Origin of the sequence: Ensifer sp. WSM1721, assembly GCF_000513895.2 — a bacterium.
In the GTDB taxonomy this organism is placed as follows: domain Bacteria; phylum Pseudomonadota; class Alphaproteobacteria; order Rhizobiales; family Rhizobiaceae; genus Sinorhizobium.
In genome coordinates this window covers 2,634,699-2,656,715 of the sequence record NZ_CP165782.1, presented here as the reverse complement: position 1 = coordinate 2,656,715, position 22,017 = coordinate 2,634,699, and the positions used below count along the sequence as shown (strand labels likewise).

24 protein-coding genes, 1 tRNA gene and 1 pseudogene are annotated in these 22,017 nt (G+C 61.9%); 14 read left to right on the top strand and 12 right to left on the bottom strand.

The features are described from left to right. The first annotated feature begins 197 nt into the window (after positions 1 to 197). On the top strand, positions 198 to 560 hold the full coding sequence (locus M728_RS13070; protein ID WP_026616418.1) for a PleD family two-component system response regulator: 363 nt from the start codon (positions 198 to 200) through the stop codon (positions 558 to 560). A gap of 254 nt (positions 561 to 814) precedes the next feature. Here M728_RS13070 and ctrA read toward each other — a convergent pair whose 3' ends face one another. Then, a complete protein-coding gene (gene ctrA / locus M728_RS13065) occupies positions 815 to 1,516 on the bottom strand; it encodes a response regulator transcription factor CtrA (RefSeq protein WP_026620251.1) in 702 nt (233 codons plus the stop codon). A gap of 546 nt (positions 1,517 to 2,062) precedes the next feature. Here ctrA and M728_RS13060 point away from each other — a divergent pair. After that, positions 2,063 to 2,413 (top strand): hypothetical protein, encoded by a 351-nt coding sequence (locus tag M728_RS13060; protein ID WP_026620250.1) that lies wholly within the window; start codon positions 2,063 to 2,065, stop codon positions 2,411 to 2,413. Positions 2,414 to 2,550: 137 nt separating this feature from the next. Here M728_RS13060 and M728_RS13055 read toward each other — a convergent pair whose 3' ends face one another. Together M728_RS13055 and M728_RS13050 are read right to left on the bottom strand one after the other, a co-directional pair. Further along, entirely contained in the window at positions 2,551 to 2,832 is a 282-nt protein-coding gene (locus M728_RS13055; RefSeq protein WP_026620249.1) for a GNAT family N-acetyltransferase, read from the bottom strand. Between the two features lie 191 nt (positions 2,833 to 3,023). After that, positions 3,024 to 3,299 (bottom strand): DUF1153 domain-containing protein, encoded by a 276-nt coding sequence (locus M728_RS13050; RefSeq protein WP_026616415.1) that lies wholly within the window; start codon positions 3,297 to 3,299, stop codon positions 3,024 to 3,026. Positions 3,300 to 3,799: 500 nt separating this feature from the next. Here M728_RS13050 and M728_RS13045 point away from each other — a divergent pair, with 500 nt between their 5' ends. From M728_RS13045 to M728_RS13035, 3 genes are all read left to right on the top strand, one after another. Then, positions 3,800 to 4,546, top strand: a complete 747-nt coding sequence (locus tag M728_RS13045; RefSeq protein WP_026620248.1) for a LuxR C-terminal-related transcriptional regulator — start codon at positions 3,800 to 3,802, stop codon at positions 4,544 to 4,546. A gap of 182 nt (positions 4,547 to 4,728) precedes the next feature. Continuing rightward, entirely contained in the window at positions 4,729 to 5,925 is a 1,197-nt protein-coding gene (mnmA, locus tag M728_RS13040; protein WP_026620247.1) for a tRNA 2-thiouridine(34) synthase MnmA, read from the top strand. Positions 5,926 to 6,060: 135 nt separating this feature from the next. Further along, a tRNA-Met gene (locus tag M728_RS13035) sits at positions 6,061 to 6,137 on the top strand. Positions 6,138 to 6,247: 110 nt separating this feature from the next. On the opposite strand, the pseudogene M728_RS13030 reads toward M728_RS13035, so the two are convergent. Further along, positions 6,248 to 6,304: pseudogene (locus tag M728_RS13030) on the bottom strand (hypothetical protein); the annotation flags it as partial. A gap of 646 nt (positions 6,305 to 6,950) precedes the next feature. Further along, positions 6,951 to 7,997, bottom strand: coding sequence for a DUF2806 domain-containing protein (locus M728_RS13025; RefSeq protein WP_198023382.1), 1,047 nt, complete (start codon positions 7,995 to 7,997; stop codon positions 6,951 to 6,953). 217 nt (positions 7,998 to 8,214) lie between these two features. Between M728_RS13025 and M728_RS13020 the strand changes: the two genes are divergently transcribed. The 3 genes from M728_RS13020 to M728_RS13010 all read left to right on the top strand — a co-directional run bounded on the left by M728_RS13020 (position 8,215) and on the right by M728_RS13010 (position 9,074). Beyond that, complete coding sequence (locus tag M728_RS13020; RefSeq protein ID WP_026620244.1) at positions 8,215 to 8,547, top strand: hypothetical protein; 333 nt, start codon at positions 8,215 to 8,217, stop codon at positions 8,545 to 8,547. 111 nt (positions 8,548 to 8,658) lie between these two features. Next, positions 8,659 to 8,892 carry a hypothetical protein gene (locus tag M728_RS13015; protein WP_084044405.1) on the top strand — a complete coding sequence of 78 codons (234 nt, stop codon included), beginning with the start codon at positions 8,659 to 8,661 and terminating at the stop codon, positions 8,890 to 8,892. After that, positions 8,874 to 9,074: a hypothetical protein gene (locus M728_RS13010; RefSeq protein WP_026620243.1), complete on the top strand. Its 201-nt coding sequence runs from the start codon at positions 8,874 to 8,876 to the stop codon at positions 9,072 to 9,074. Before M728_RS13015 ends, M728_RS13010 begins: the two co-directional genes overlap by 19 nt. Before the next feature lie 64 nt (positions 9,075 to 9,138). On the opposite strand, the gene M728_RS13005 is transcribed toward M728_RS13010, so the two are convergent. Together M728_RS13005 and M728_RS13000 are read right to left on the bottom strand one after the other, a co-directional pair. Then, complete coding sequence (locus M728_RS13005) at positions 9,139 to 9,339, bottom strand: hypothetical protein (RefSeq protein ID WP_026620242.1); 201 nt, start codon at positions 9,337 to 9,339, stop codon at positions 9,139 to 9,141. Between the two features lie 102 nt (positions 9,340 to 9,441). Next, a complete protein-coding gene (locus M728_RS13000) occupies positions 9,442 to 9,852 on the bottom strand; it encodes a hypothetical protein (RefSeq protein ID WP_026620241.1) in 411 nt (136 codons plus the stop codon). Between the two features lie 391 nt (positions 9,853 to 10,243). Between M728_RS13000 and M728_RS12995 the strand changes: the two genes are divergently transcribed. After that, the gene (locus tag M728_RS12995) at positions 10,244 to 10,432 is read left to right on the top strand and encodes a hypothetical protein (RefSeq protein ID WP_026620240.1); all 189 of its coding nucleotides are present in this window, start codon (positions 10,244 to 10,246) and stop codon (positions 10,430 to 10,432) included. Positions 10,433 to 10,471: 39 nt separating this feature from the next. Continuing rightward, positions 10,472 to 10,702, top strand: coding sequence for a hypothetical protein (locus tag M728_RS12990; protein WP_026616355.1), 231 nt, complete (start codon positions 10,472 to 10,474; stop codon positions 10,700 to 10,702). Positions 10,703 to 10,794: 92 nt separating this feature from the next. On the opposite strand, the gene M728_RS12985 is transcribed toward M728_RS12990, so the two are convergent. Then, positions 10,795 to 11,388 (bottom strand): HutD family protein, encoded by a 594-nt coding sequence (locus tag M728_RS12985; RefSeq protein WP_026620239.1) that lies wholly within the window; start codon positions 11,386 to 11,388, stop codon positions 10,795 to 10,797. A gap of 106 nt (positions 11,389 to 11,494) precedes the next feature. Beyond that, the gene (hutF, locus tag M728_RS12980; protein ID WP_026620238.1) at positions 11,495 to 12,871 is read right to left on the bottom strand and encodes a formimidoylglutamate deiminase; all 1,377 of its coding nucleotides are present in this window, start codon (positions 12,869 to 12,871) and stop codon (positions 11,495 to 11,497) included. 134 nt (positions 12,872 to 13,005) lie between these two features. Here hutF and hutC point away from each other — a divergent pair, with 134 nt between their 5' ends. Together hutC and M728_RS12970 are read left to right on the top strand one after the other, a co-directional pair. After that, positions 13,006 to 13,749, top strand: a complete 744-nt coding sequence (hutC, locus tag M728_RS12975) for a histidine utilization repressor (RefSeq protein WP_026620237.1) — start codon at positions 13,006 to 13,008, stop codon at positions 13,747 to 13,749. 29 nt (positions 13,750 to 13,778) lie between these two features. Beyond that, positions 13,779 to 16,706 (top strand): aminotransferase, encoded by a 2,928-nt coding sequence (locus tag M728_RS12970; protein ID WP_026620236.1) that lies wholly within the window; start codon positions 13,779 to 13,781, stop codon positions 16,704 to 16,706. Between the two features lie 39 nt (positions 16,707 to 16,745). Here M728_RS12970 and M728_RS12965 read toward each other — a convergent pair whose 3' ends face one another. After that, positions 16,746 to 17,687, bottom strand: coding sequence for an AraC family transcriptional regulator (locus tag M728_RS12965; RefSeq protein ID WP_026620235.1), 942 nt, complete (start codon positions 17,685 to 17,687; stop codon positions 16,746 to 16,748). 331 nt (positions 17,688 to 18,018) lie between these two features. Here M728_RS12965 and M728_RS12960 point away from each other — a divergent pair, with 331 nt between their 5' ends. Continuing rightward, positions 18,019 to 19,065, top strand: coding sequence for an NAD(P)-dependent alcohol dehydrogenase (locus tag M728_RS12960; RefSeq protein WP_026620234.1), 1,047 nt, complete (start codon positions 18,019 to 18,021; stop codon positions 19,063 to 19,065). 23 nt (positions 19,066 to 19,088) lie between these two features. On the opposite strand, the gene M728_RS12955 is transcribed toward M728_RS12960, so the two are convergent. After that, complete coding sequence (locus tag M728_RS12955) at positions 19,089 to 19,553, bottom strand: Lrp/AsnC ligand binding domain-containing protein (RefSeq protein WP_010970133.1); 465 nt, start codon at positions 19,551 to 19,553, stop codon at positions 19,089 to 19,091. A 15-nt stretch (positions 19,554 to 19,568) separates the two neighbouring features. Beyond that, a complete protein-coding gene (locus M728_RS12950) occupies positions 19,569 to 20,732 on the bottom strand; it encodes a M20 aminoacylase family protein (RefSeq protein ID WP_026620233.1) in 1,164 nt (387 codons plus the stop codon). A gap of 191 nt (positions 20,733 to 20,923) precedes the next feature. Between M728_RS12950 and M728_RS12945 the strand changes: the two genes are divergently transcribed. Next, entirely contained in the window at positions 20,924 to 22,009 is a 1,086-nt protein-coding gene (locus M728_RS12945) for a D-alanyl-D-alanine carboxypeptidase family protein (RefSeq protein ID WP_034883424.1), read from the top strand. Positions 22,010 to 22,017 lie beyond the last annotated feature (8 nt).

The following is a 22,017-nucleotide window of genomic DNA, read 5'->3' as shown; positions in this document are numbered from 1 at the left end:
CCACGAATAGGATCCTCCGCCGGCTTTCGCCGCGGAGGATTTTCTTTGGGGATCCGAGGGAATCGCGGCGATCAATCGACGGGTTCAGCAACAGCGGAAAGAAAGCGTTAAGCAGTGGTCGTAACGGTTTCTTTGCCAAATCCGTATAGGCTTGCTTCATGGATGATACGCGCGTGTGAGGCGTGAAGGAGTTGAACATGCGGCGCTTGATGATTGCTGATAGCTCGGATGTCGTGAGGAAAGTCGGGAAGCGCATTCTGTCGGGCATGGGATTCCTCGTCTCCGAAGCGTCGAGCAGCCTCGAGGCGCTGGTGCGCTGTGAAGCCGAACTGCCGAAGATACTGATCGTCGATGCCGGTCTGGACGGCGCGCTTGAGCTGATCGCCAATATCCGCCGCCTGCCTGAAGGCGCATCGGTGCGCATCTATTATTGCGTCGTCGAGGCGGACCTCCGGAAGATGATGGCCGGCAAGCGCGCCGGCGCGGATGATTTCCTGCTGAAGCCGTTCGACCGCAAAATCCTGACCAGTGTGTTCGCAAGCCAGTCCATGGCCGCCTGAGACGCAGTCCGACCATGACGAACGATGACGAGGCCGCGGCGGTGCCGCGGCTTTCCTTGTTCACAGGCGGGAACGTGCAGCCCGATGCAGAGGCGCCAAGGCGCGCCGCGTCCGATCGAATTCGTCGAACTGATGCGACGGCTTTGGCGACATCCATTTAACAGCAAAAAACCCGCCTCGGGAGGCGGGTTCGTTCGGCTTCGACCGGGGCGCGTGGCAGATGCGGGGAATGCTTGGGTCCCGGAGTGCAGAAATCAGGCGGTTTCGAGATAGTCGTTGCCGTCGGGCTCACGCAGCACATAGCCGCGGCCCCAGACGGTTTCGATATAATTGGCGCCGCCGGCGGCGTTTGCGAGCTTCTTGCGCAGCTTGCAGATGAAGACGTCGATGATCTTCAGTTCCGGCTCGTCCATGCCGCCATAGAGATGATTCAAGAACATTTCCTTGGTGAGTGTCGTGCCCTTGCGGAGCGAGAGCAGCTCCAGCATCTGGTATTCCTTGCCGGTCAGATGTACGCGCTGACCGCCGACTTCCACCGTCTTGGCATCGAGATTGACAATCAGCTCGCCGGTGGCGATGACCGACTGGGCGTGGCCCTTGGAGCGGCGGACGATCGCGTGAATGCGCGCTACGAGCTCGTCCTTGTGGAAGGGCTTGGTCATGTAGTCGTCGGCGCCGAAGCCCAGGCCCCGCACCTTGTCTTCGATGCCAGCCATGCCGGAGAGAATGAGGATCGGGGTCTTCACCTTCGACAGGCGCAGCGTCCGCAGAACCTCGTAACCGGACATGTCCGGCAGGTTCAGGTCGAGAAGAATGATGTCGTAGTCGTAAAGCTTGCCGAGATCGACGCCTTCCTCACCGAGATCGGTGGTGTAGACATTGAAACTCTCGGACTTGAGCATCAGCTCAATGCTTTGAGCTGTCGCGCTGTCGTCTTCGATCAGTAGAACCCGCATAGTCTTCCCCTTTTCCGCCGCCCAAGGTAGTCGTCGCCCCCTTACGCGATACGGATCCAGTCGTTGCCTGATTTGGAGGCTGCCATCAAATGGTTAACAAATTCTGATTCACTCTGGCAAGGTGTATCGAGAGTGTTAAATATTTTTGGCAGTCTCCTGATTCCAAAAGTGAATCTGAAATGGCGATATTCATGCGATACATGAGGAAACGCCGTTATCCGACTCTTCCGACTCGCAAATGCGCGATGTGCCACATTTCGTGCCTCAGCATTTACGGAGCCTTAAATCATCGAACCTATGATTAACGATGCCCGTAAACGAAAGGTTACCAGCGGTAGGTATTTGTTAAGGCCGCGGTCGATTTTCGTTTCCGGCCCGCGCGGGGCCGGCGACACGGGCCCGAGATCATGCTGATTTGGGTTCAGTCGAGCCCGAATCGTGAGCGTGATCGATTGTAAATTGCTGCAGCGCTTCGTGCGTCTGAAAGGATGCAGGGCGCTGTGGAATCAGTAACCGGGGTCTCGCTATCCACGGGAGTATTGCGTAATGAAAGCACGTGAGAGCCTTGTCCGCCTGAAGGAATTTCAGGTTCGGGAGAAGCAGCGTCAGTTGAGCCAGCTTCAGTTGATGATGGCTGAGTTCGAGCGGATGACCAAGGAACTGGAAAGTCAGATTGTCTTCGAGGAGAAGAAATCGGGCATTTCCGACCCCTCGCATTTTGCCTATCCCACCTTCGCCAAGGCAGCCCGCCAGCGGGCCGACAATCTTCAGGTTTCGATTCGCGAGTTGAAGGCGCAGCAGGACGCTGCCGAACTCGCGCTTGAGGAAGTCCAGGCCGAATACGCCAAGGCCGCGGCTTTGGAGGAGCGGGATGCGGGCACGCGGATGCGCGCGTAGAGGCACGCCGCGTCCTCGATTTCTCCCGGCTCGGAATGTAACGAACGCCTCGATCGGTACGCGAGGCGGTGCATCCTTGCGATTAGGACAAGCCTGCCTCCAATCGGAACCGAGGAGAGCGGGGCCTCCTCCGGCTTTCAGGCCTGGATCACATCCTGCCATTCCGGATGGCGCATAACCTGGGCGCGCATGAAAGGGCAGAGCGGGATGATCTTCCAGCCGCCCTTGCGCGCCTCGTCGATCGCGTGCCGGGCAAGCGCCTGACCCACACCCTTGCCGCGCAATTCGTCTGCAACCAGCGTATGATCGACGATGATGAGATGCGGTGACGATCTGGAATAGGTCATTTCGCCGCTGTAACCGTCGAGCGTTGCCGTGTAGCGGCCTTTCGCATTCGTTTCCTCGTGGGCGATGTCCATCGGTATTCCCTCGCTCTCATCCTGGATTCGGGACGTCAGCATAAACGCCGGGTCCGTTGCGCAGCAACCACGGCGCGTCCCCTGCGCTCGCGAGACGGGGCAGGGCGGTGTCGTGGTAGCGCCTGAAACGACACCGGCGGCTCAGGGGATCCCGAGCCGCCGGTTCGAATTATGGCCCCGTTGGGGGATGGTCAGTGGCGATACTGCTGGATGCGCGTCGTGCGCAGCCCAGCGAGGCCATGATCGTTGATGGAGGCTTGCCAGGAGAGGAATTCCTCGACGGTCAGGGCGTAACGCTCGCATGCCTCTTCGAGGCTCAGAAGACCACCGCGCACGGCCGCAACGACTTCAGCCTTCCTGCGGATCACCCATCGCCGGGTATTGGCCGGCGGCAGATCCGCAATCGTCAGAGGACTGCCATCGGGGCCGATGACATATTTTACGCGTGGACGCATCATTTCGGTCATGGGACTCTCTACACAAACTCAAGACCATATGGATGCGACCTTAGCTTGCCACATTTAACATTTGCCTAAGCCGCTGGTAACAATTTGCTAACAATTTTATGGACTTCCAGTCCCGGGAGTGACGATCGCGTGTCGTTCGCTCGACGCGACGTCCGACAGATGAAAAACCCAGGAATTGCGCGGTTTCGGCACGTGAGCCATGCAATTACCACATTTCACTTCGACTGGAATTCCTGATAACGAGGCACCGAATAAAGAACGAGCGTCCAGGTGTACGCTCCCGCATTTCACCCTCGACATCGCAACCTTTGCGGCGGTCGCTGTCTTTCCCGCCGTCGCGCAACGACTCCACGGCATGGCTTCTTGTCGGTGCCGGAACCATGCCGCGAGCGATGGGCGGCTGCAACCCTTGCGCCTTTCTGGCGAGGTGCTGTGATCGGGGTGTGGGGAGCCACTTATCTTCCAAGCCGGCGGCAAAACCGGCAGCAAGGTGATCAGGAATGAAGGAATCGAATGAGCCGGCCTTGCGGCGTGAGGCTGACGCAGGCACGTTTTTCGGAATCGATCCGGCGTCCGTGCGCACGGAATATGAGCTCCTTCATCTGATGCGGCAGCTGATCGCGCGCTATGATTTCGCGCATTTCATGATCGCGCGGCTGCCTTTGGCCGATGAGCAGCGCTTTTCCGAGCGGCTCGTGCTCAGCAACTGGCCGACGGAACTCGTGCGGCAGTATGATGCGAGTGAGATTTTCCAGACGAGCGTTCTCGTCGATCGAGTACGACAGACGAAGCTGCCGGTCGTTGGCGGCGCCGAACTCCTGGAGCCGGCGCGCAAGGGCGCCGGCAAGGCGCCGGTTCGCGACCCTCAGCTCCAGCCCGACATGGCGCGCCACTTCGCAGTGCTGCTGCACACGACCTATGGCGAGCCCTTCGTAGCGGTGCTCTCGGGAACGCGGAGCGAGCCGGTCGGTGCCGAGCGCGCGACGCTTTATCTCACCCTTGTACAGCTTTTCGAATGCCTCGAGCGGACCTTCGATGCCGGCACCGTGACGCGCGAGAAGCTCTCGATCCGCGAGATCGAGTGCCTGCGCTGGGCGGCGGCCGGCAAGAGCAGCGATGAGATCGCCATCATTCTCGGCATATCTGCCTATACGGTTAGCAGCTATTTCAAGAGTGCCACCCGCAAGCTCGATGCCGTCAACCGCATGCAGGCGATCGCGCGGGCGATGCGGATGAAGCTGATCTGAAAGCGGGTCGCTCAGGGCGGCCCGGGGGCGCTCCGCTCTTGCCGCGATGAGCGCAAGTTTCTATATGTCGCGGCACGGAAGGCCGTAGGAATGCCGCTGGCGCCGCACTCATGCGCTACGGCCTCAAGTGTAAACAGGGGTGTCGGCGAAAGCAGCCGCACCCGGATGCCGGATTGGATCCCGTGAACAGTCTCGACTTTGACCGCAAGCCCGAAGATACGCGCGTCGTCGTCGCCATGTCCGGCGGCGTCGATTCCTCCGTCGTGGCGGGGCTGCTCAAACGCGAAGGTTACGATGTTCTCGGCATCACACTGCAGCTCTATGACCACGGGGCGGCCGTGCATCGGGCGGGTTCCTGCTGCGCCGGCCAGGATATCGACGATGCACGGCGCGTCTGCGAGACGCTCGGCATTCCGCATTATGTGCTCGATTACGAGGCGCGCTTTCGCGAGACGGTGATCAATCCCTTCGCCGAGAGCTATGTCGCCGGCGAAACGCCGATCCCGTGTGTGGCGTGCAACCAAACGGTCAAGTTCGCGGATCTGCTCGCGACCGCCAAGGAGCTCGGCGCCGATGCGCTCGCGACCGGTCACTACATCCGTTCGCGGCCGAGCCCAAACCCGCGCTATGCCGGTCAGCGCGCGCTCTACCGGCCGGCGGACGCGGAACGCGACCAGAGCTACTTCCTCTTCGCGACCACACAGGAGCAGGTCGATTACCTGCGCTTTCCGCTCGGCGGTCTTCCCAAGAGCGAGACGCGGGCGCTTGCCGAGGAGATGGGCCTCGTCGTCGCCAAGAAGGCCGACAGCCAGGACATCTGCTTCGTGCCGCAGGGCAAATATAGCGACATCGTCTCGAAGCTGAAGCCGAATGCGGCGCTGGCCGGCGAGATCGTCCATCTCGACGGGCGCGTGCTCGGCACGCACGAGGGCATCCTGCACTACACCATCGGCCAGCGGCGCGGCATCGGGGTCGCGACCGGTGAGCCGCTCTATGTCGTCTACCTCGACGCCCGCTCGCGCCGCGTCATCGTCGGCCCCAGGGAGGCCCTCGAAACACGCCGCGTTTACCTGCGCGACGTCAATTGGCTCGGCGACGAGGAACTCGACGAGGCGGCTACCCGCGGCTTCGAATGCTTCGCGAAGGTGCGCTCCACCCGGCAGCCGGCGCCGGCAGTCCTGAGGAGCGATGCCGCGGGCCTCTATGTCGAGCTCGTCGAGGGTGAGGCGGGGGTTGCGCCTGGTCAGGCCTGCGCGCTCTATTCGGCGCCCGGCGAGGACGCCCGCGTCTATGGCGGCGGCTTCATCCGTAAATCCGAGCGCGAGCCGACCGCGGAAGCCGCGCTGAAGGCGCTGCTGGAAGCCCCAGCGGCGGCCTGAGAGGGTGCGAACCGACGCGACGGGAAAAGTTCACATTTTCCCCAATACATTGCTTGACACTAGCCGGAACAGCACCTTATAAGCCGCCCGTCCAGCCGAGACGGGCTTCGCCAGAGAAGCGTTTACGGCACCGGCGGCGGAGTAGCTCAGTAGGTTAGAGCAGAGGAATCATAATCCTTGTGTCGGGGGTTCGAATCCCTCCTCCGCTACCAATAACATCTGTCCAGCCCGGGACGCTTGTGAAGATCGCCCCCTTGCGCTTCAAAGCCACTGCGGGTTTGTCGGCGGCGATCGCAGCGAGGAGCTTCCTCAGAGCGAACGCTTCCTTTTCGCTGAACCCGGTTCCAACACCGCCGACGTAGACCAGTTCGCCTCCCATGCGAGCCGCCAGCAAGCGCCTGATCGCGGTCGGCAGTGCCTTCGAGGGCTCAAATCCGCAATCAATAAACTGTCTCTCCGGGTGCAGGTGACCTTCAGCCAATCGCCGGAGCGCTCTCCCGATCTGTAGGGTTTCTCGCGGTGCTTGCTCACGATGCCTTCAAGGCCATGCTCGCAGGCGACGCGCAGCAGTTCGGCACCGCTGGCTCCCACCTGTTCCGAGAGCATGATGGCACCCGTCGCTTCGCCCAGGGATCACTTGAGCCTGCCTTCGATGGCGTTCGCGAGAAGGTGTGTGCCGGACGCGTTGCGCGCTGCATAGCTCGCCTCGAAGTCCTCGATCGCGCTTTCTGGAACCATGCAGATGGCATCAAGGATCTGTCCCGCCACATCGGCAAGCGAAGCATTGCCCGTCCAAGCGGAAGTGAAAGTGGCGCTGCAAGCGCAGGAAAATGTGAATCGCGATCGCCGATGCATATCTAATTCCGACAACCATCCTGCAGAGACGAGTAGAGCTGCAGGCCCGCTGCAGCTCCGATTTTTGCGACGTATTCTTTATATAGCTGGGGGCTCACTCGCCCTGTTCCAACCAAGGGAACCGCTTCGAACGTCGCCACTGTCAAGGGATAGCGCGGATGCGCGGTATTTCAAGCGTCGCCACCAGTGCCTAGTGCTTTAGTGGCCGACTCGTCGGCCGATGACCATGAGTTGTCGCCGACGTGCTTGAGGACCTCTGCAGCTTCAGTTCCAGAGCCTTGTTGAATCGCTTCGGCGAGCGCACGGAAGCTGCTCTCCTCGGAATAGTTCTGGATGCTTGCGAGAGCTCGGCCTGCTTCGGTGAACACCAACACGTTCAACACCAGTGCGCCCTCCCTAACGCGGATTGGCGCTATCGAGAATTTCGCTTGATCGGCAATAGCTGGAAGCGGGTCTTTACGAACTGCAATTCCCACTCCGTTCGATTCCAGCATCCACCACGAAGTCCCGTCGGCCTTTTCACCCTCGCCGAATGTTATTGTTCTCGGAAATTCCGATTGCAGCAACAATCCAGCTTCCGTGAGCTGTACCTTTTCATATTGGTCAATGCCGGCAGTCAATTCTGGGACATAGTTACCTAACCGCCTACCACATAAGCGTTGGAACAAAAGGGCCGTGGGCAACTCAATCTCATCTATCACTCTCAGGGTTTTTAGAGATACCGAACCTGGAACACGTATCTCCGAGGCAAGGACTCGGCCCCATTTCTCCCGGAGCGTTTCGGTCGTTGCTCCTGACGCGTAGTGTTCCCACCTATTCAAGAAATCAGGGTTCAACTGGTCCGGACCATCGTTCGACCCCTCCCCAGTATTTTCCCGGTTCTGGAGATCCTCGATAGCCAAACCAAGAGATGCTTGAATGTTGTCCTCCTCCCTCTCCGCCCGGCTCAACACGTTCAGAGCTCGCCTCGCCAACTCGGGATTGTTCTGAATTTCCTTCTGTAGAGCTTTGGTCGAGGCGGCGATAAGAGCGAGCTTGCTTTCTGTCAGTGCTCTATGGACAGCAACCTGTCGCTCAACATCAAGCCCCGTCTGATCGATGCTTGCCGCAGCTCGCCGATCGAGCGCAGAGGTCAGGCGGCTTCGAATTTTGCCACTGATGCCCTGCCAACTCCATTTGACATCAATTCCCACGCCCTCGTCCGTTTTCTTGGCCACATTCCGCTCCGCATTCAAGTTTGCCATTTCTAAGTATTGGAGCCAGCATGCCGCCGATTCGATGCGCCTGTGAAGGGTCGTTCGCAAAGCCGGTATGTGATCACCCAGGAAATGTCGCTGTTCCGAGTTGCAGAGCCGGCCAGGAGCATGGAACTTATCCGCTCCACGGCCGTTCCGACCTGAGCTTTAGCGTTTTCTTAAGCATGGAGCAGAAGTCATGAATATCGGCAAGCTTTTCGCGATCGGGTTGACGTTGACCGGTGCTCTGGCTGCCTTGCCGTCTCCTTCATCGGCCCAGGGTTTGGACTTGTATATCGGCCCGGGTGGACCGGATCTGGAACTGCGCGACCGGAGGTATGACGACGACTATCGGCCCTATCGCGGCTGCAGCGAACGCCAGGCCATTCGTCGTGCCTACAGGCTTGGGCTGCGCGACCCCGAGGTTCAATCCATCACCCGCAGAGAGGTAGCTGTCGACGGGGTTGGTCGACGCGGCCGGTACACGACCGTGTATTTCGCAAATCGACCCGGATGCCCTCGTATCGGCTAAGGTGTGTCGGGTGCGCTGCGGCAGCCCGTGCAACTGAGAAAGTGCAGAATACAGGCGCGGAACGCGGAACCCTGGGGCGCTCATTTTGTTAGGAGCGATGAGGAGGGTCGCATGCCGCCGCCAAAGGAGATGGATTCCGTATTGACCAATCTTCCCTTGAGAATAGGGACCTACGTTCCCGACGATCTCTTGGAAGATTGGTTTGCCCCGGGCACAGGGATGAATCCTCCATCGGCAGCGGCGCTCGCTGCAGCGATCTCTTATGGACGGCTCTTCGAGTGCGAATTCAAACACTATCCCGAGCGAAAAGAAGGCGTTTACTGGAAATGGGTACCAGCCATTTGAACGAGGACAAGCTGGAGACGAAGGCGATCGCTGCGGTGGTGGAGGAGCTGGAACGTCAGGCAGCGGAGAATCCGTCGCGGCTTCGCGTTTCCCGGGCCGGAGACAAGCTCACCGTGAACGGTGAGATCGATGTCGATGCTGTGGTGATGGTGGTGGTCGGATCAATGGCGGGCGGGCCGTAGCCGTCAGTACTAGCCCGAAGTCCTCCCGAACAAAGGCGTCAGCTCTGCACCGAGCCTTCTTGATTCAGGACGGGTTGTCCTTGTCACCCGCGGCGCTCGGCGGATTTTCGTCGATCGTCTTCACGCCATCCGCGTTGACCCTCGTGTCCTCGATCCTGGTCGAGCTGGTAGAGGGGAATCGGTCGACGTAGAAATAAAACGCCGCGCTGAGAATGATGATGATCGCGGCTCCGATCAGCGCGAGCCGCTCGCTACCCTTAAACATCCGGTCATCTCCGATAAACCTTCATCACAGAACCCGCAGCGGGTCGCAAATGTTCCGGTTTGCGGCAGGCGGCAGGGACCGCCATGGATGCCTGCCCGAACTCTATCGCCTGCCGATCGCAGCACGCGACGTGCCGTTTCTGGCGTGTTCCTGGACCGAGGTGAAAGACGGAAAGTGAAGGCGCTCGAGGATGGCCAATCCCTTTGCCTCTGCGCGAGCGGGTTTGGGTCCTTTCTTGACCTGCATCTCCGTCGCGAGATCGTCGAGATACCGCAACGCCTCTTCGGCCGCCTGCATCGACGACGGATGGCCGTCGGCCCGGCTTTCCCGCTGCAACTCGTCCCTCGTCTTTTCGACGGCTTCCTTTATGAAGCCGCGCGGGTCGTTGCTTTGGGAGGCAGCCCAGCGCAGAAGGCGGCGCATCAACATCTCGTTGACACGCATCGCAGCAATTGCCTGGCCGAGCATAAGATTCAGTTTCTGAAGCTTGTCGGCTTTGGTTTTCTGGGGCATCGGAATATCTTCGCCTTTCTTTCGCCTTCAAGTCCCCGCCGGTGGCTTCTGAAGTCCCAATTCGAACGGCCGGGTGCCGATTTTTGTTCCGGCCGCCATTAAACTTCAGGACAGGATGTGGCTTGGCCGACGATCACCTTTGCCCTGGCGCGCCGCTCACTTGAGGCCCGCTCATTTTTACGCCTCAACTTGCTTGCCTTTCCGGGAAGATGAGACACAATCAATGAGGGAGATGCGGCGAGGCAATGCTTTGCGACGTGAAGCAATGGCCGTGTTTTGCGCGGGTGCCGGGCGCCCGCGGCGACGTTGATTCTTTGCAGCGAACTATGCCGCAGATGCGGAACCAATTGTGTTTTGCCGACGTTACGTCCATGCATTTGGGAGGCGCAGGATGAGACACACGGACACTCGGAAGCTCGACAAGTCCCAGGCCAGACACGTCTGGGATGTGGCGGAATATTGCAGGCGCAGCGGCATTCACAAGGCCGAGGAGCAGCGCCTGATCAAGGTTCTTGGACGCTACGCCTCCAGCCACGAGCTCCAGATGAACATCGTGCGGCCTCAGACGCGCACACGCTGAGATAGCTTGGCGTCTGCGCCGGCAGCGGAGGGAGCGCACGTGTGGACGGCTCTCGTTGGTGCATTCCTATTTATCTGCGGCCTCCTCTACATGGCTTGGGAGGCGCTCGGTCGGCGACGGCTGAGCGAGCCGCCTCGATCCTCGGAAGACAAACGCACGACGCTTGAGCCAAGAGGCCAGGGACTTCGCTTCCTCGGCCCCGTACGCAACTGGCTTGGTGTTGCGCTCATGGCAGGGGGCGCTGTCCTTCTGCTTTTCGGGGTGCCTTAGATCATTTTCATTGAAACGAAATGATCTAACTCTTTGAAAACGCAGCAATTCCGGGCGGAAGCCGCTGCACACCTTTCCTGGAATTGCTCTGGTTACGGCCCCATTATCTCGATCAAGAAGGCCTCTGACGCGACGTCTGCCGACAAGGTGAGCGCCGCGGGCTGGACGAGAATGGCGGCGTCGAGTGCATGCAGCGTTGCGGAGACGCCCTCGGTCGCGAGCGTCAGGCTGCCGCGGTGGCAGAAGACGACGAATTCGCGCGCGCTCGTGGTGACCGGCAAGGAGCCCTCCACATGCAGCCGACGCACCCGGTGCTTCAATGTCTGCCGCCGGGTCATCACGTTGAGATCGGTGACCGGGCCGTCGGTGAGCCTGGCCGAGGTCTGCACGTCGGCCGGGAAGGTGAGGGGCGGATCGGCGACGGTCAGACGCTTCGGCGGACGCCCCTCGATCGCAAGCGTCATACCGGCGCCCTCGAGGATCGAGATGGTGCGGTCGATGCCGGGAAAGCTCGAAAAGAGGCCGTCGCTCGCGACCGTCGCCATACTGACGCGCCAATCGAAATCGGCAAGCGTGGCGCGATCCGGCGAAACGGCGATCTCCACCGTTTCGCCACCGCCGTTCTTCCACGGCATATGCCTGTAGTCGCTGGCACGCAATATCCGCATCATCGTCAGCCGAGCCATCCTATAGACGTTCCGACCCAAACGATCGGAGCCGTCACTACTGCATGTTTCCTTAAATCGTAGCCGATTTTAGGACAAAAACATGCAGCAATTCACAGTGCGTCGGCTATTTCAGCTTGTTCAGAACCCGAGCGAACGCACGGTCGATCGCTTCCGCCCGATCGTGCCGTCCGTCGCGGATCGTCCAATTGCCCGCGACCATGACGTCACGCACGGCATCGCCGCCGAGCGCGAAGAGCCAGCGGTCGAGGATCCGGTCGCCATTCGCCGCGGCGATGTAGGGATTTGTGCCGTCGAGCACGACGAGGTCCGCGCTTGCGCCGACCTCGATGCCCACCTTGGCAATGCCGGCCGCCTGATGGCCGCCGGCAAGAGCGGCTTCGAAACTGCTCCTGCCGACGGAGACGCCCGGGCCGGTTGCGAGCCGGTTGCGCCGACGGTCGCGCAGCCGCTGGCCGTATTCGAGGAGCCGCAGTTCCTCTGCGACCGTGGTTGCGACATGGCTGTCGGTGCCTATGCCGAAGCGGCCGCCGGCGGCGGCGAAGTCGACCGCCGGGAAGATGCCGTCGCCGAGATTGGCTTCGGTCATCGGGCAGAGGCCGGCGACCGCTCCCGATCTCGCCAGCCGCTCGGTTTCGTCCGGCGTCATGTGCGTCGCGTGAATGGCGCACCAGCGTCGATCGACCGGCATCTCGTCAAGCAGCCACTCGACCGGGCGGCGGCCGCTCCACGCAAGGCAATCCTCGACTTCGCGCATCTGTTCGGCGACATGGATGTGGATAGGTCCGGAAACGGGTGCCGCGTCGAGGATCGCGCACATCTCGTCGGGTGTGGCCGCCCGCAGCGAATGGATGGCATGGCCGAGCTCGGCGCCGGCCGCGGCGCAGGCGGGAGCGAGACGGTCGAGGAGGGCAAGGAAGCGATCCGGGTCATGCAGGAAGGGGCGCTGCCCCGCATTCGGTGCCACGCCGCCGAAATTGGCGTGGGCGTAGAAGACGGGCAGGTGGGTGAGGCCGATGCCGACCGTCCCGGCGGCCTTCAGGATGCGCAGCGACATTTCCGCCGAATCGGCATAGGGCGTGCCGTCCGCCTGGTGATGAAGGTAATGAAATTCGACCACTCGACCGAAGCCGCCCTTCAGCATCTCCATGTAGAGCTTCGCGGCAATCGCCTCAACATCATCCGGGTCGACAAGGGCGACTGTGCGATACATTTCTTCTCGCCATGTCCAGAAGCTGTCTTCGCCTGTGCCCGCAACCTCGGCGAGGCCGGCCATGGCGCGCTGGAAGGCATGGGAATGCAGGTTCGCCATTGCCGGAACGACCGGGCCGGAAAGGCGCTCGTCGCCGTTGCCCGGCGCCTTCCCGGCTTCCACGGCGGCGATGCGTCCGTTCTGATCGAGCGAAATGGCTACATTCTCCGCCCAGCCTGTCGGCAGCAGCGCCTGTTCCGCGAAGAGCCTGTGACCGGCGAACGTTGCCATGACCGCCTTCCTGTGCATGGTTGTATATGGAACTATAGGTATTTTGTGGTGGCGTGCAAGTTCAAAATCGACGAAAAGAGTCGGTGATTTGTCAGCCGCCGCTGGGTCGTTCGTCGGGCGGAATGGAGCACTTTATGACGGCATTGGACCGCAAAAGCGATCTGTCGACCTTCGGGGCCGGGCCGATGCCGCGCTACGAGGCGGTCAAGCAGTTCATCCGCAGCCGCATCGAGAGCGGCGAGTGGCCGCCGAACCACCGCATACCTTCCGAAAACGACATCGTCGCCGATCTCGGCGTCAGCCGGATGACCGCGAACCGTGCGCTCCGCGAGCTTGCGAGCGAGGGGACGATCACGCGGGTACAAGGCGTCGGGTCCTTCGTCGCCACCCACAAGGGCAGCACGGCGCTTCTGGAAGTGCGCAACATTGCCGACGAGATCCGGGAGCGGGGTCATACGCACACCTCAAAGATCAGCCTCCTGCAGCAGGAGCAGGCGAGTCCCGAGATCGCAGACGCGCTGGGGCTCGCAACCGGCGCGCGGGTCTTTCATTCGATCATCGTCCATGCGGAGAATGGCGTGCCGATCCAGATCGAAGACCGTTTCGTCAATCCCGCAATCTGCCCCAATTATCTGGAACAGGACTTCGGGAGCATCACTCCAAACGCCTATCTGACGCTGGGGGCCCCGATCACCCGCACTGAGCAGATCGTTGAAGCGGTGCTGCCGAAGCCGTGGGAGTGCAAGCTTCTTGCGATCGGCCGTAACGAACCCTGCCTGATGATCCGGCGGCGGACCTGGTCGGAAGCCGCGAATGTGACTGTCGCGCGGCTTATTTATCCCGGTACGCGCTATCGTCTCGAAGGAGTTTCGCAGTAAAAAGCACCATCGCAAGAGACGGGAACGAAATGATGGAAGACGAATCGCTGAAGCGCCGCACGCTCCTTGCAAGGCCGGACGTGTCGGCCGACGAAGCGAAGGCAATACTGTCGGAGCACTACGGCCTCTCCGGCGATCTTACGGAGCTCGGGAGCCAGCAGGACCGGAACTACCGCATCGATACGGGCGCCGGCCGGTTCGTCCTGAAGATCGCGAGGGCGGAATATGCAAGGCGCGAACTGGAGGCGCAGAACGCGGCCCTGCGCCACGTCGGGGCCATGCCGGATGCGCCGAAGGTGCCGCGGGTCATGCCGGCACTCAATGGCGACGACATCGTCACGGTTGCCATCCGGGAGCAAATCTATCAGTTCCGCCTGCTGACCTATCTTGACGGCACGCCCCTGACGCGCCGCAAGCACCTGGCCGTGGAAACGGTGAGCGCACTTGGCGATATCGCCGGCCGGCTCGCCGTCGCGCTCCAGGACTTCGACCATCCGGGTCTCGAGCGCGAACTGCAATGGGATCTGAGGAGGGCCGGGCCCGTCGCGCTGCATCTGCTCTCGGCAATGGCCGATGTGGACCTGCGCAAGCGCATCGCCGAGGCCATGGTCGGCGCCATGCGCCGGGTGCAGCCGCTGATGCCGGACCTGCGCTTGCAGGCGATCCATCAGGACGTCACCGACGACAACGTCGTGAGCCGGGCCGACAAGAGCGGACGCCTGATCCCCGACGGGGTCATCGATTTCGGCGATGTGCTGAAGGGATGGGTGGTCGCGGAACTCGCCGTCACCTGCGCATCGTTGCTGCATCACGCGGACGGCGATCCCTTCTGTATCCTGCCGGCGGTGAAGGCGTTCCACGCCGTCTGCCCCCTTACGGACGCGGAGTTGAAAGCACTCTGGCCGCTGATCGTCGCGCGCGCCGGCGTTCTCGTCGCAAGCACGGCGCAGCAGCTCGAGATCGACCCGGACAATGCCTACGTCAAGGCCAATGCGCCGCATGAGCGCGAGGTGTTCGACGCCGCCGTTTCCGTGCCTTTCGAGCTCATGGAGCACGCGATCCATCAGGTTGTCGGCAAGGACAGGGAACCGGGTTTTCCTGAAATCTCCGAACGCCTTCTGCCCGATGTCGACACCGCGAGTTTCGGCATCGTCGACCTTTCGCTGCTCGGGCCGCATCTGCCCGCCGACCGCTGGAACTACGAAGACACGGAAGCGCTGCTCCTGCAGTCGGCTGCGCGCACAGCCGGGGCCTCGGCCACGCGCTACGGCGAATTCCGGCTGACGGAGACGCGCCTCCTCAGGGCCAAGGCGCCGCGGACCTTCGCGCTCAGTGTGGATCTGTGCCTGCACGGGCGGACGCCGGTCCACGCACCTTTTGCCGGGCGTCTTCACCAGCGCGGCGGCAGGCTGATCCTCTCGGCCGAGGGCCTTCACCTCCATCTCCATGGCGTCGACGTGGACATCGAAGAGGAGACGGTAGAGACCGGAGCGCGGATCGGCGTCATCCCGACCGATCCGGCCGCAGTCGGCTTCATGCGTGTCCAGCTTTGCACCGAGCCGGATATCGACCCGCCGCCCTTTGTTGCCGCGCACCAGGCGGAGGCTTGGCGCCGGCTCTGCCCGTCGCCGGCGCTTATCCTCGGCATCGATTGCAATGCATCGCTACCGGATGCGGCGGCGCTGCTCGATCGGCGGCAGCGCCATTTCGCGCGACCGCAGAAGAATTATTACCGAAAGCCGCCCGAGATAGAGCGCGGCTGGAAGGAGCATCTCTTCGACGTCGAGGGGCGTGCCTATCTCGACATGGTCAACAACGTCACCACCCTCGGCCACGGGCATCCACGCCTCTCGGCGGCGGTCGCGCGGCAATGGTCGCTGCTCAATACCAATTCGCGCTTCCACTATACCGCGGTTGTGGAATTCTCCGAGCGGCTCGCAGCACTGGCGCCGGAAGGGCTCGATACAGTCTTCCTCGTCAACAGCGGCTCGGAGGCGAACGACCTCGCCATCCGGCTCGCCTGGGCCCATTCCGGCGCGCGCAACATGCTCTCGCTCCTAGAGGCCTATCACGGCTGGACGGTCGCGAGCGACGCGGTCTCCACCTCGATTGCCGACAACCCGCGGGCGCTGACGACACGGCCGGTTTGGGTGCACCCCGTCGTCTCGCCGAACACCTATCGCGGGCCGTTTCGCGGGGAGGAGTCGACAGTTCATTATGTCGACGCCGTCGCGGCAAAGCTGCGGGAAGTGGACGAGAAGGGCGAACGCCTCGCCGGTTTCATCGCGGAATCGGTCTATGGCAATGCCGGCGGCATTCCGCTGCCGCCGGGCTATCTCAAGGCGGTCTACGCCATGGTCCGGGCGAGGGGCGGCGTCTGCATCGCCGACGAGGTGCAGGTGGGATATGGACGGCTCGGCCACTATTTCTGGGGTTTCGAGGAGCAGGGGGTCGTTCCTGACGTCATTACCGTCGCCAAGGGCATGGGCAACGGTCATCCGCTCGGAGCCGTGATCACCCGCCGCGAGATCGCGGATGCGCTGGAGAAGGAAGGCTACTTTTTCTCTTCTTCCGGCGGCAGCCCGGTCAGTTGCGCTGTCGGGCTCACCGTCCTCGATATCCTTCATGACGAGGCCTTACAGGAGAACGCCCGCACGGTCGGCGACCATTTGAAGGCGCGGCTGCAGGCGCTCGGGCAGAAATACCCGCTTGTCGGGGCCGTGCACGGCATGGGGCTCTATCTCGGCGTCGAATTCGTCCGCGACCACGAGACGCTGGAGCCTGCCACGGAAGAGACGGTGGCGATCTGTAACCGACTTCTCGAACTCGGCGTCATCATGCAGCCGACCGGCGACCACCTGAACGTATTGAAGATCAAGCCGCCGCTCTGCCTCGCCCATGAGAGCGCCGACTTCTTTGCCGACATGTTGGAGAAGGTGCTGGAGGAGGGCTGGTAGCTATTGGGGCGGCGCGATGCGGGCACACTCCTCACCGCTCTAGCCCTCGCTCAGCATTTCCGCCTCGCCGCTCAGGCGGCCGACCAGGCTGCGGCGGACGCGGCCGATGTCACGTGCCGGAGGCTCGCCGAAGCGGCGGGCATATTCGCGGCTAAACTGCGACTGGCTCTCGTAGCCGACCTTGTGACCTGCATCGCCGGCGTCGAGGCGCTCCTCCAGCATCAGGCGCCGTGCCTCCTGCAGGCGGAGTTGTTTTTGGTATTGCAGCGGGCTCATCGCCGTGATCGCCTTGAAATGGTGATGGAACGAGGAGACGCTCATGCTGACGCGACTTGCGAGATCGTCGATGCGCAGCGGCCGCGAATAGTGCTCCTTCAGCCAGGCGACCGCCCGGCCGATCTGGTGCGGTTGGCTTTCCGCCGTCGCCATCTGACGGAGCCTTGCGCCGTGCGGCCCGATAAGCAGGCGATAGAGGATCTCCTGTTCCACCAGAGGCAGCAGGACTGCGATGTCGGCGGGCCGGTCGAGCAACCGAAGCAGGCGCAGTGCCGCGTCCTCGAGATCGGAGGTGAGCTTGTTGACCGTCATGCCGCGCGGAGAGCCGGATGACTTCGTTGCCTCGTCGCCGATTGCGTCCAGAAGTGCCGGAAGCCTCGTCGTATCGATCTGAAAAGCCATGCTCAGATACGGTTCCTCCGGTGAAGCGACCGACACCTGCGAAAGGACCGGTAGATCGATCGAGGTCAAGAGATAGTCCGAGGCGCCATACACGAGCGTCTCTTCGCCGAGCACGACGCGCTTGGCCCCCTGCACGATGATAGCGAAGCTTGGCTTGTAGGCGGCGCAATTCGGTTTGGCTGGGCTCGAATGGCGATGAATGCTGAGGCCAGGCACAATGGTCTGATGGTCGCCGTCCTCTCCGGCGATCCGGGCAATGATGTCTATCATCTGCTGGCGCGGAGTGTATTGCATGGCTGTCATATTCGGCGGTCTTTCCAATGCTTTACGTTCGTATGGGAGCATGGCACAGATAGGACGCCGCTCCGACGTTGCCATCGCGCACTGACGATTCTTGCAGGATTGTGCAAGAACTTTGCAGGATCGCACTAACGCAAGGGCTTCTTGAGAAAGCATAGTCGGCGCTGCCCCTTCGGTCCATGCATCGAGGGGCGCCATTCTTTGAAGCGGGATGGGGAAAAGTGCGTGCGGGTTGCCCCCGCATCCCGCTCTAACTCTTTGGAATCGACCACGTTCATGGTTTTGGCTCGCTCCGAGCCAAAATCATTGTGATCCAGACATGAAGGACAGACCCATGGCCATTGCAAGAGGATATGCGGCGACGGATGCGTCGAAGCCGCTCGCCCCTTTCACCTTCGAACGCCGCGAGCCGCGCGACGATGACGTGGTGATCGATATCAAATATTGCGGCGTCTGCCATTCCGACATTCACCAGGCCCGCAACGAGTGGGGCAACTCGACGTTTCCGATGGTGCCGGGCCACGAAATCGTCGGCATTATCCGGGCGGTCGGCTCGAAGGTCACCAAGTTCAAGATTGGTGATCGCGTCGGCGTCGGTTGTTTCGTCGATTCGTGCACGACCTGTGCTACCCGCGACCTTGATCTCGAGCAGTACTTGCCCGGTCTCGTGCCGACCTATAACGGCGTCGAAGCCGACGGAAAGACGCCGACCCAAGGCGGCTATTCCGACCATATCGTCGTCAAGGAGGGCTATGTCCTCTCCATTCCGGACAACCTGCCGCTCGATGCCGCGGCGCCACTGCTCTGCGCCGGCATCACCCTTTACTCGCCGCTGCGGCACTGGAAGGCCGGGCCGGGCAAGAAGGTCGCGATCGTCGGCATGGGCGGCCTCGGCCATATGGGCGTGAAGCTCGCCCATGCGATGGGCGCCGAGGTCACGGTCCTCAGCCAGACGCTCTCGAAGAAGGAGGACGGGCTGAAGCTCGGTGCCGACCACTATTACGCGACGAACGATCCGGGGACGTTCACGGCGCTTGCCGGCAGCTTCGACCTGATCATCTGCACCGTCGCGGCCGAGATCGACTGGAACGCCTACCTCGGCCTCTTGAAAGTCGACGGCGACTTGGTGCTCGTAGGCATTCCGGAAAACCCGGTGCCGGTCCATGCCTTCTCGCTCGTGCCGGCCCGTCGCAGCATTTCCGGCTCCATGATCGGCTCTATCAAGGAGACGCAGGAGATGCTGGATTTCTGCGGTGAACACGGCATCGTGTCGGAGATCGAGACGATTCAGATGGACCAGATCAACGACGCCTATGAGCGGGTCGTCAGGAGCGACGTGCGCTATCGCTTCGTAATCGACATGGAGTCCATCAAGGCGTGAGCCGGGGCGGGCCGCTGCCACGCTCAAAGCAGCGGCAGCGGCCCGTCATTCTTGATCTCCTCCATGACCGCATAGGTCCGGGTCTCCTTGACGCCCGGTAGCGTCCATAGCACCTGGCCGAGGAAGTTGCGGTAGGCGGCCATGTCCTCGAAGCGGGTTTTGACGAGATAGTCGAAGCCGCCGGCGACCATATGGCATTCGAGCACGGCGGGCGCCTGTTTGATGGCGGCTGCGAACTGGTCGAAGACTTCCGGCGTGGTCTTGTCGAGCATCACCTCGATGAAGACCAGGAGCCCGAAGCCCAATTTGTGCGGATCCAGCCGCGCACCGAAGCCGGAGACATAGCCCTCCTTCAGGAGCCGCCGCAGCCGTTCGCTGGTCGCCGTCGGCGAAAGGCCGATACGGTCCGCCAACTCCAGGTTGGTGATCCGTCCGTCCGCCTGGAGGATGTTCAGGATTCTGCGGTCCGTCTTGTCGATCTGGTGCATGGCCGGCCCCGTTTCTCAGGCGGCAAGCCGCGTTTCGGCAAGCTTCACCCAATAGGAAATCCCGTGCGGGATCGCTTCATCGTTGAAATCATAGGCGGGATGATGCAGGCCGGCCGTGTCGCCATTGCCGATGAAGACGAAGGCGCCCGGCCGAGCGAGCAGCATATAGGAGAAGTCCTCGCCGCCCATCATCGGGTCGAGCGCCGTGTTGACGTTGCCTTCGCCGGCAACCGTCGCCGCGACAGCGAGCGCGTGACCGGTCTCTGCCGCGTGATTGACGGTCACCGGATAGTTGCGGCCATACCAGACATCCACGGTGGCCCCATAGGCGCCGGCGATGCTTTCGGCGATCTGGCGGACCCGGGCCTCGCCGGTGTCGCGGACCTCCGGCGTCAGCGCCCGCACGGTGCCGGCGAGAACGGCCTGCTCCGGGATGACGTTGTGTGCGAAGCCGGCGTTGAACTTGGTGACGGAGACGACGACAGAGGCAAGCGGATCGACCGTGCGCGAAGCGATCGTTTGCAGCGCATTGACGATCTGCGCACCGATGGCGATGGGGTCGATGGTCTTGTGCGGTTGCGCCGCGTGGCCGCCGCGGCCCTTGACGGTGATGGTGAATTCGTCGGTGGAGGCCATGATCGGGCCGGCCCGGCTGCCGAACTGGCCGACCGGCATGCCCGGCATGTTGTGCATGCCGTAGACCTCTTCGATCGCAAAGCGCTCCATCATGCCGTCCTTAACCATCTCGTTGCCGCCGCCGCCGCCTTCTTCGGCCGGCTGGAAGATCACGGCGACGTTACCGGCGAAATTGCGCGTCTCGGCGAGGTATTTCGCCGCACCGAGCAGCATGGCGCTATGGCCGTCATGCCCGCAGGCGTGCATCTTGCCGGCGGCCGTCGAGGACCAGGGCTTGCCGCTCGTCTCTGTGATCGGCAGGGCATCCATGTCGGCCCTGAGACCGATGGTGCGGCCGGGGCCGCGGCTGCCGCGGATTAGGCCGACGACGCCGGTCCGCCCAAGGCCGGTCACGATTTCGTCAACGCCGAATTCCCTGAGTTTCCTTTCAACGAAGGCCGCCGTATTTTCCACTGCGAACAGGAGCTCCGGGTTTTGATGCAGGTAGCGCCGCCATTCGGTAACTTCGTTCTTGAGCTCGGCGGCACGGTTCAAAATCGGCATTGTTCGTTCCTGTCACTTGAGGTCTGATACTTGGGATCGGAGCGGTGGATTGACGCGGCAGCCAAATGAATGGGCTTTGCCATTTCCTCGCCATATAGGCTAAATACCGGGGCGATACGAGGCAACTCCGGAATTTCGAGGTAGGAATTGTGGCGCTAGCAGGATTTTTGGTGCGCAACAGGGTGGGCGTAGTGGGCGTTCTTGCAGGGGCCTGCGCGGCATTGGCCGCGGCGCTGCCGGCATCCGCCAATCCGAGGCTCGTCGTCGACGTCGCTTCGCTGAAGGTCTACGAGCACCAGGACATTTTCCAGAAATGGTATCCGGCTTCGCTGACCAAACTGATGACGGCCTATACGACGTTTCGCGCGATCAAGGCGGGGCAACTGACGCTGGAATCCCCGGTGGTCATGTCGAAGAACGCAGCGTCCGAGCCACCGAGCAAGATGTTCTACAAGCCCGGCCAGGCAATGACTCTCGACAGTGCCTTGAAAATGATGCTGGTCAAGTCGGCGAACGACGTCGCGGTGGCGATCGCCGAGACGGTCGGCGGCTCCGAGCAGGCCTTCATCGAGCGGATGAATGCGGAGGCGCGCCGCATCGGCATGACGTCCTCGCATTTCATTAACGCCAACGGGCTTCCGGGCGAGGGGCAGTATACGACCGCCCGCGATCTCGCGGTGCTTGCGATCACGCTGAAGCGCGAATTCTCGGAATATGCCCCCTACTTCTCGCTGGAGGGCTTCACCACCGGCAAGAAGGACTATGCGAACTACAACATGCTGATCGGGCGTTTCGAGGGGGCGGACGGTATGAAGACCGGCTTCATTTGCGCCTCGGGCTTCAACCAGGTCTCGTCGGCTACCCGCAATGGCCGTAGCGTCGTTTCGGTCGTGCTCGGCGAGGACAGCCTCGGGGCTCGCGCCGACGAGTCGGCCAGGCTCCTGCAGATGGCGCTCACGACCAGCGATGCGGGAAAGCTGTCGCTCACGCAAATTGCGCCCTACGGCGAGACCCGCAACGTCGTTGCCGACGTCAGCAAGGAGATCTGCTCGAAGCAGGCGGCGAAGGTGCGCAGCGAAGGACGTGACGACGCGGGCCGCCAGAAGCTGCTCTCGCCCTATATCCACGAGATCGACCGTCCGCTGAAACTCGCGTTTGCCGGGCTCATTCCGGGCAGTAACGACAAGAGCGCCAAGGCTGGCGTCGGTGTCACGGGGCAGGGCGATATCGCTGAAATTGCCAATGTGCCGATCCCGGTGCCGCGCCCGAGCTTCTAACGGAGTCT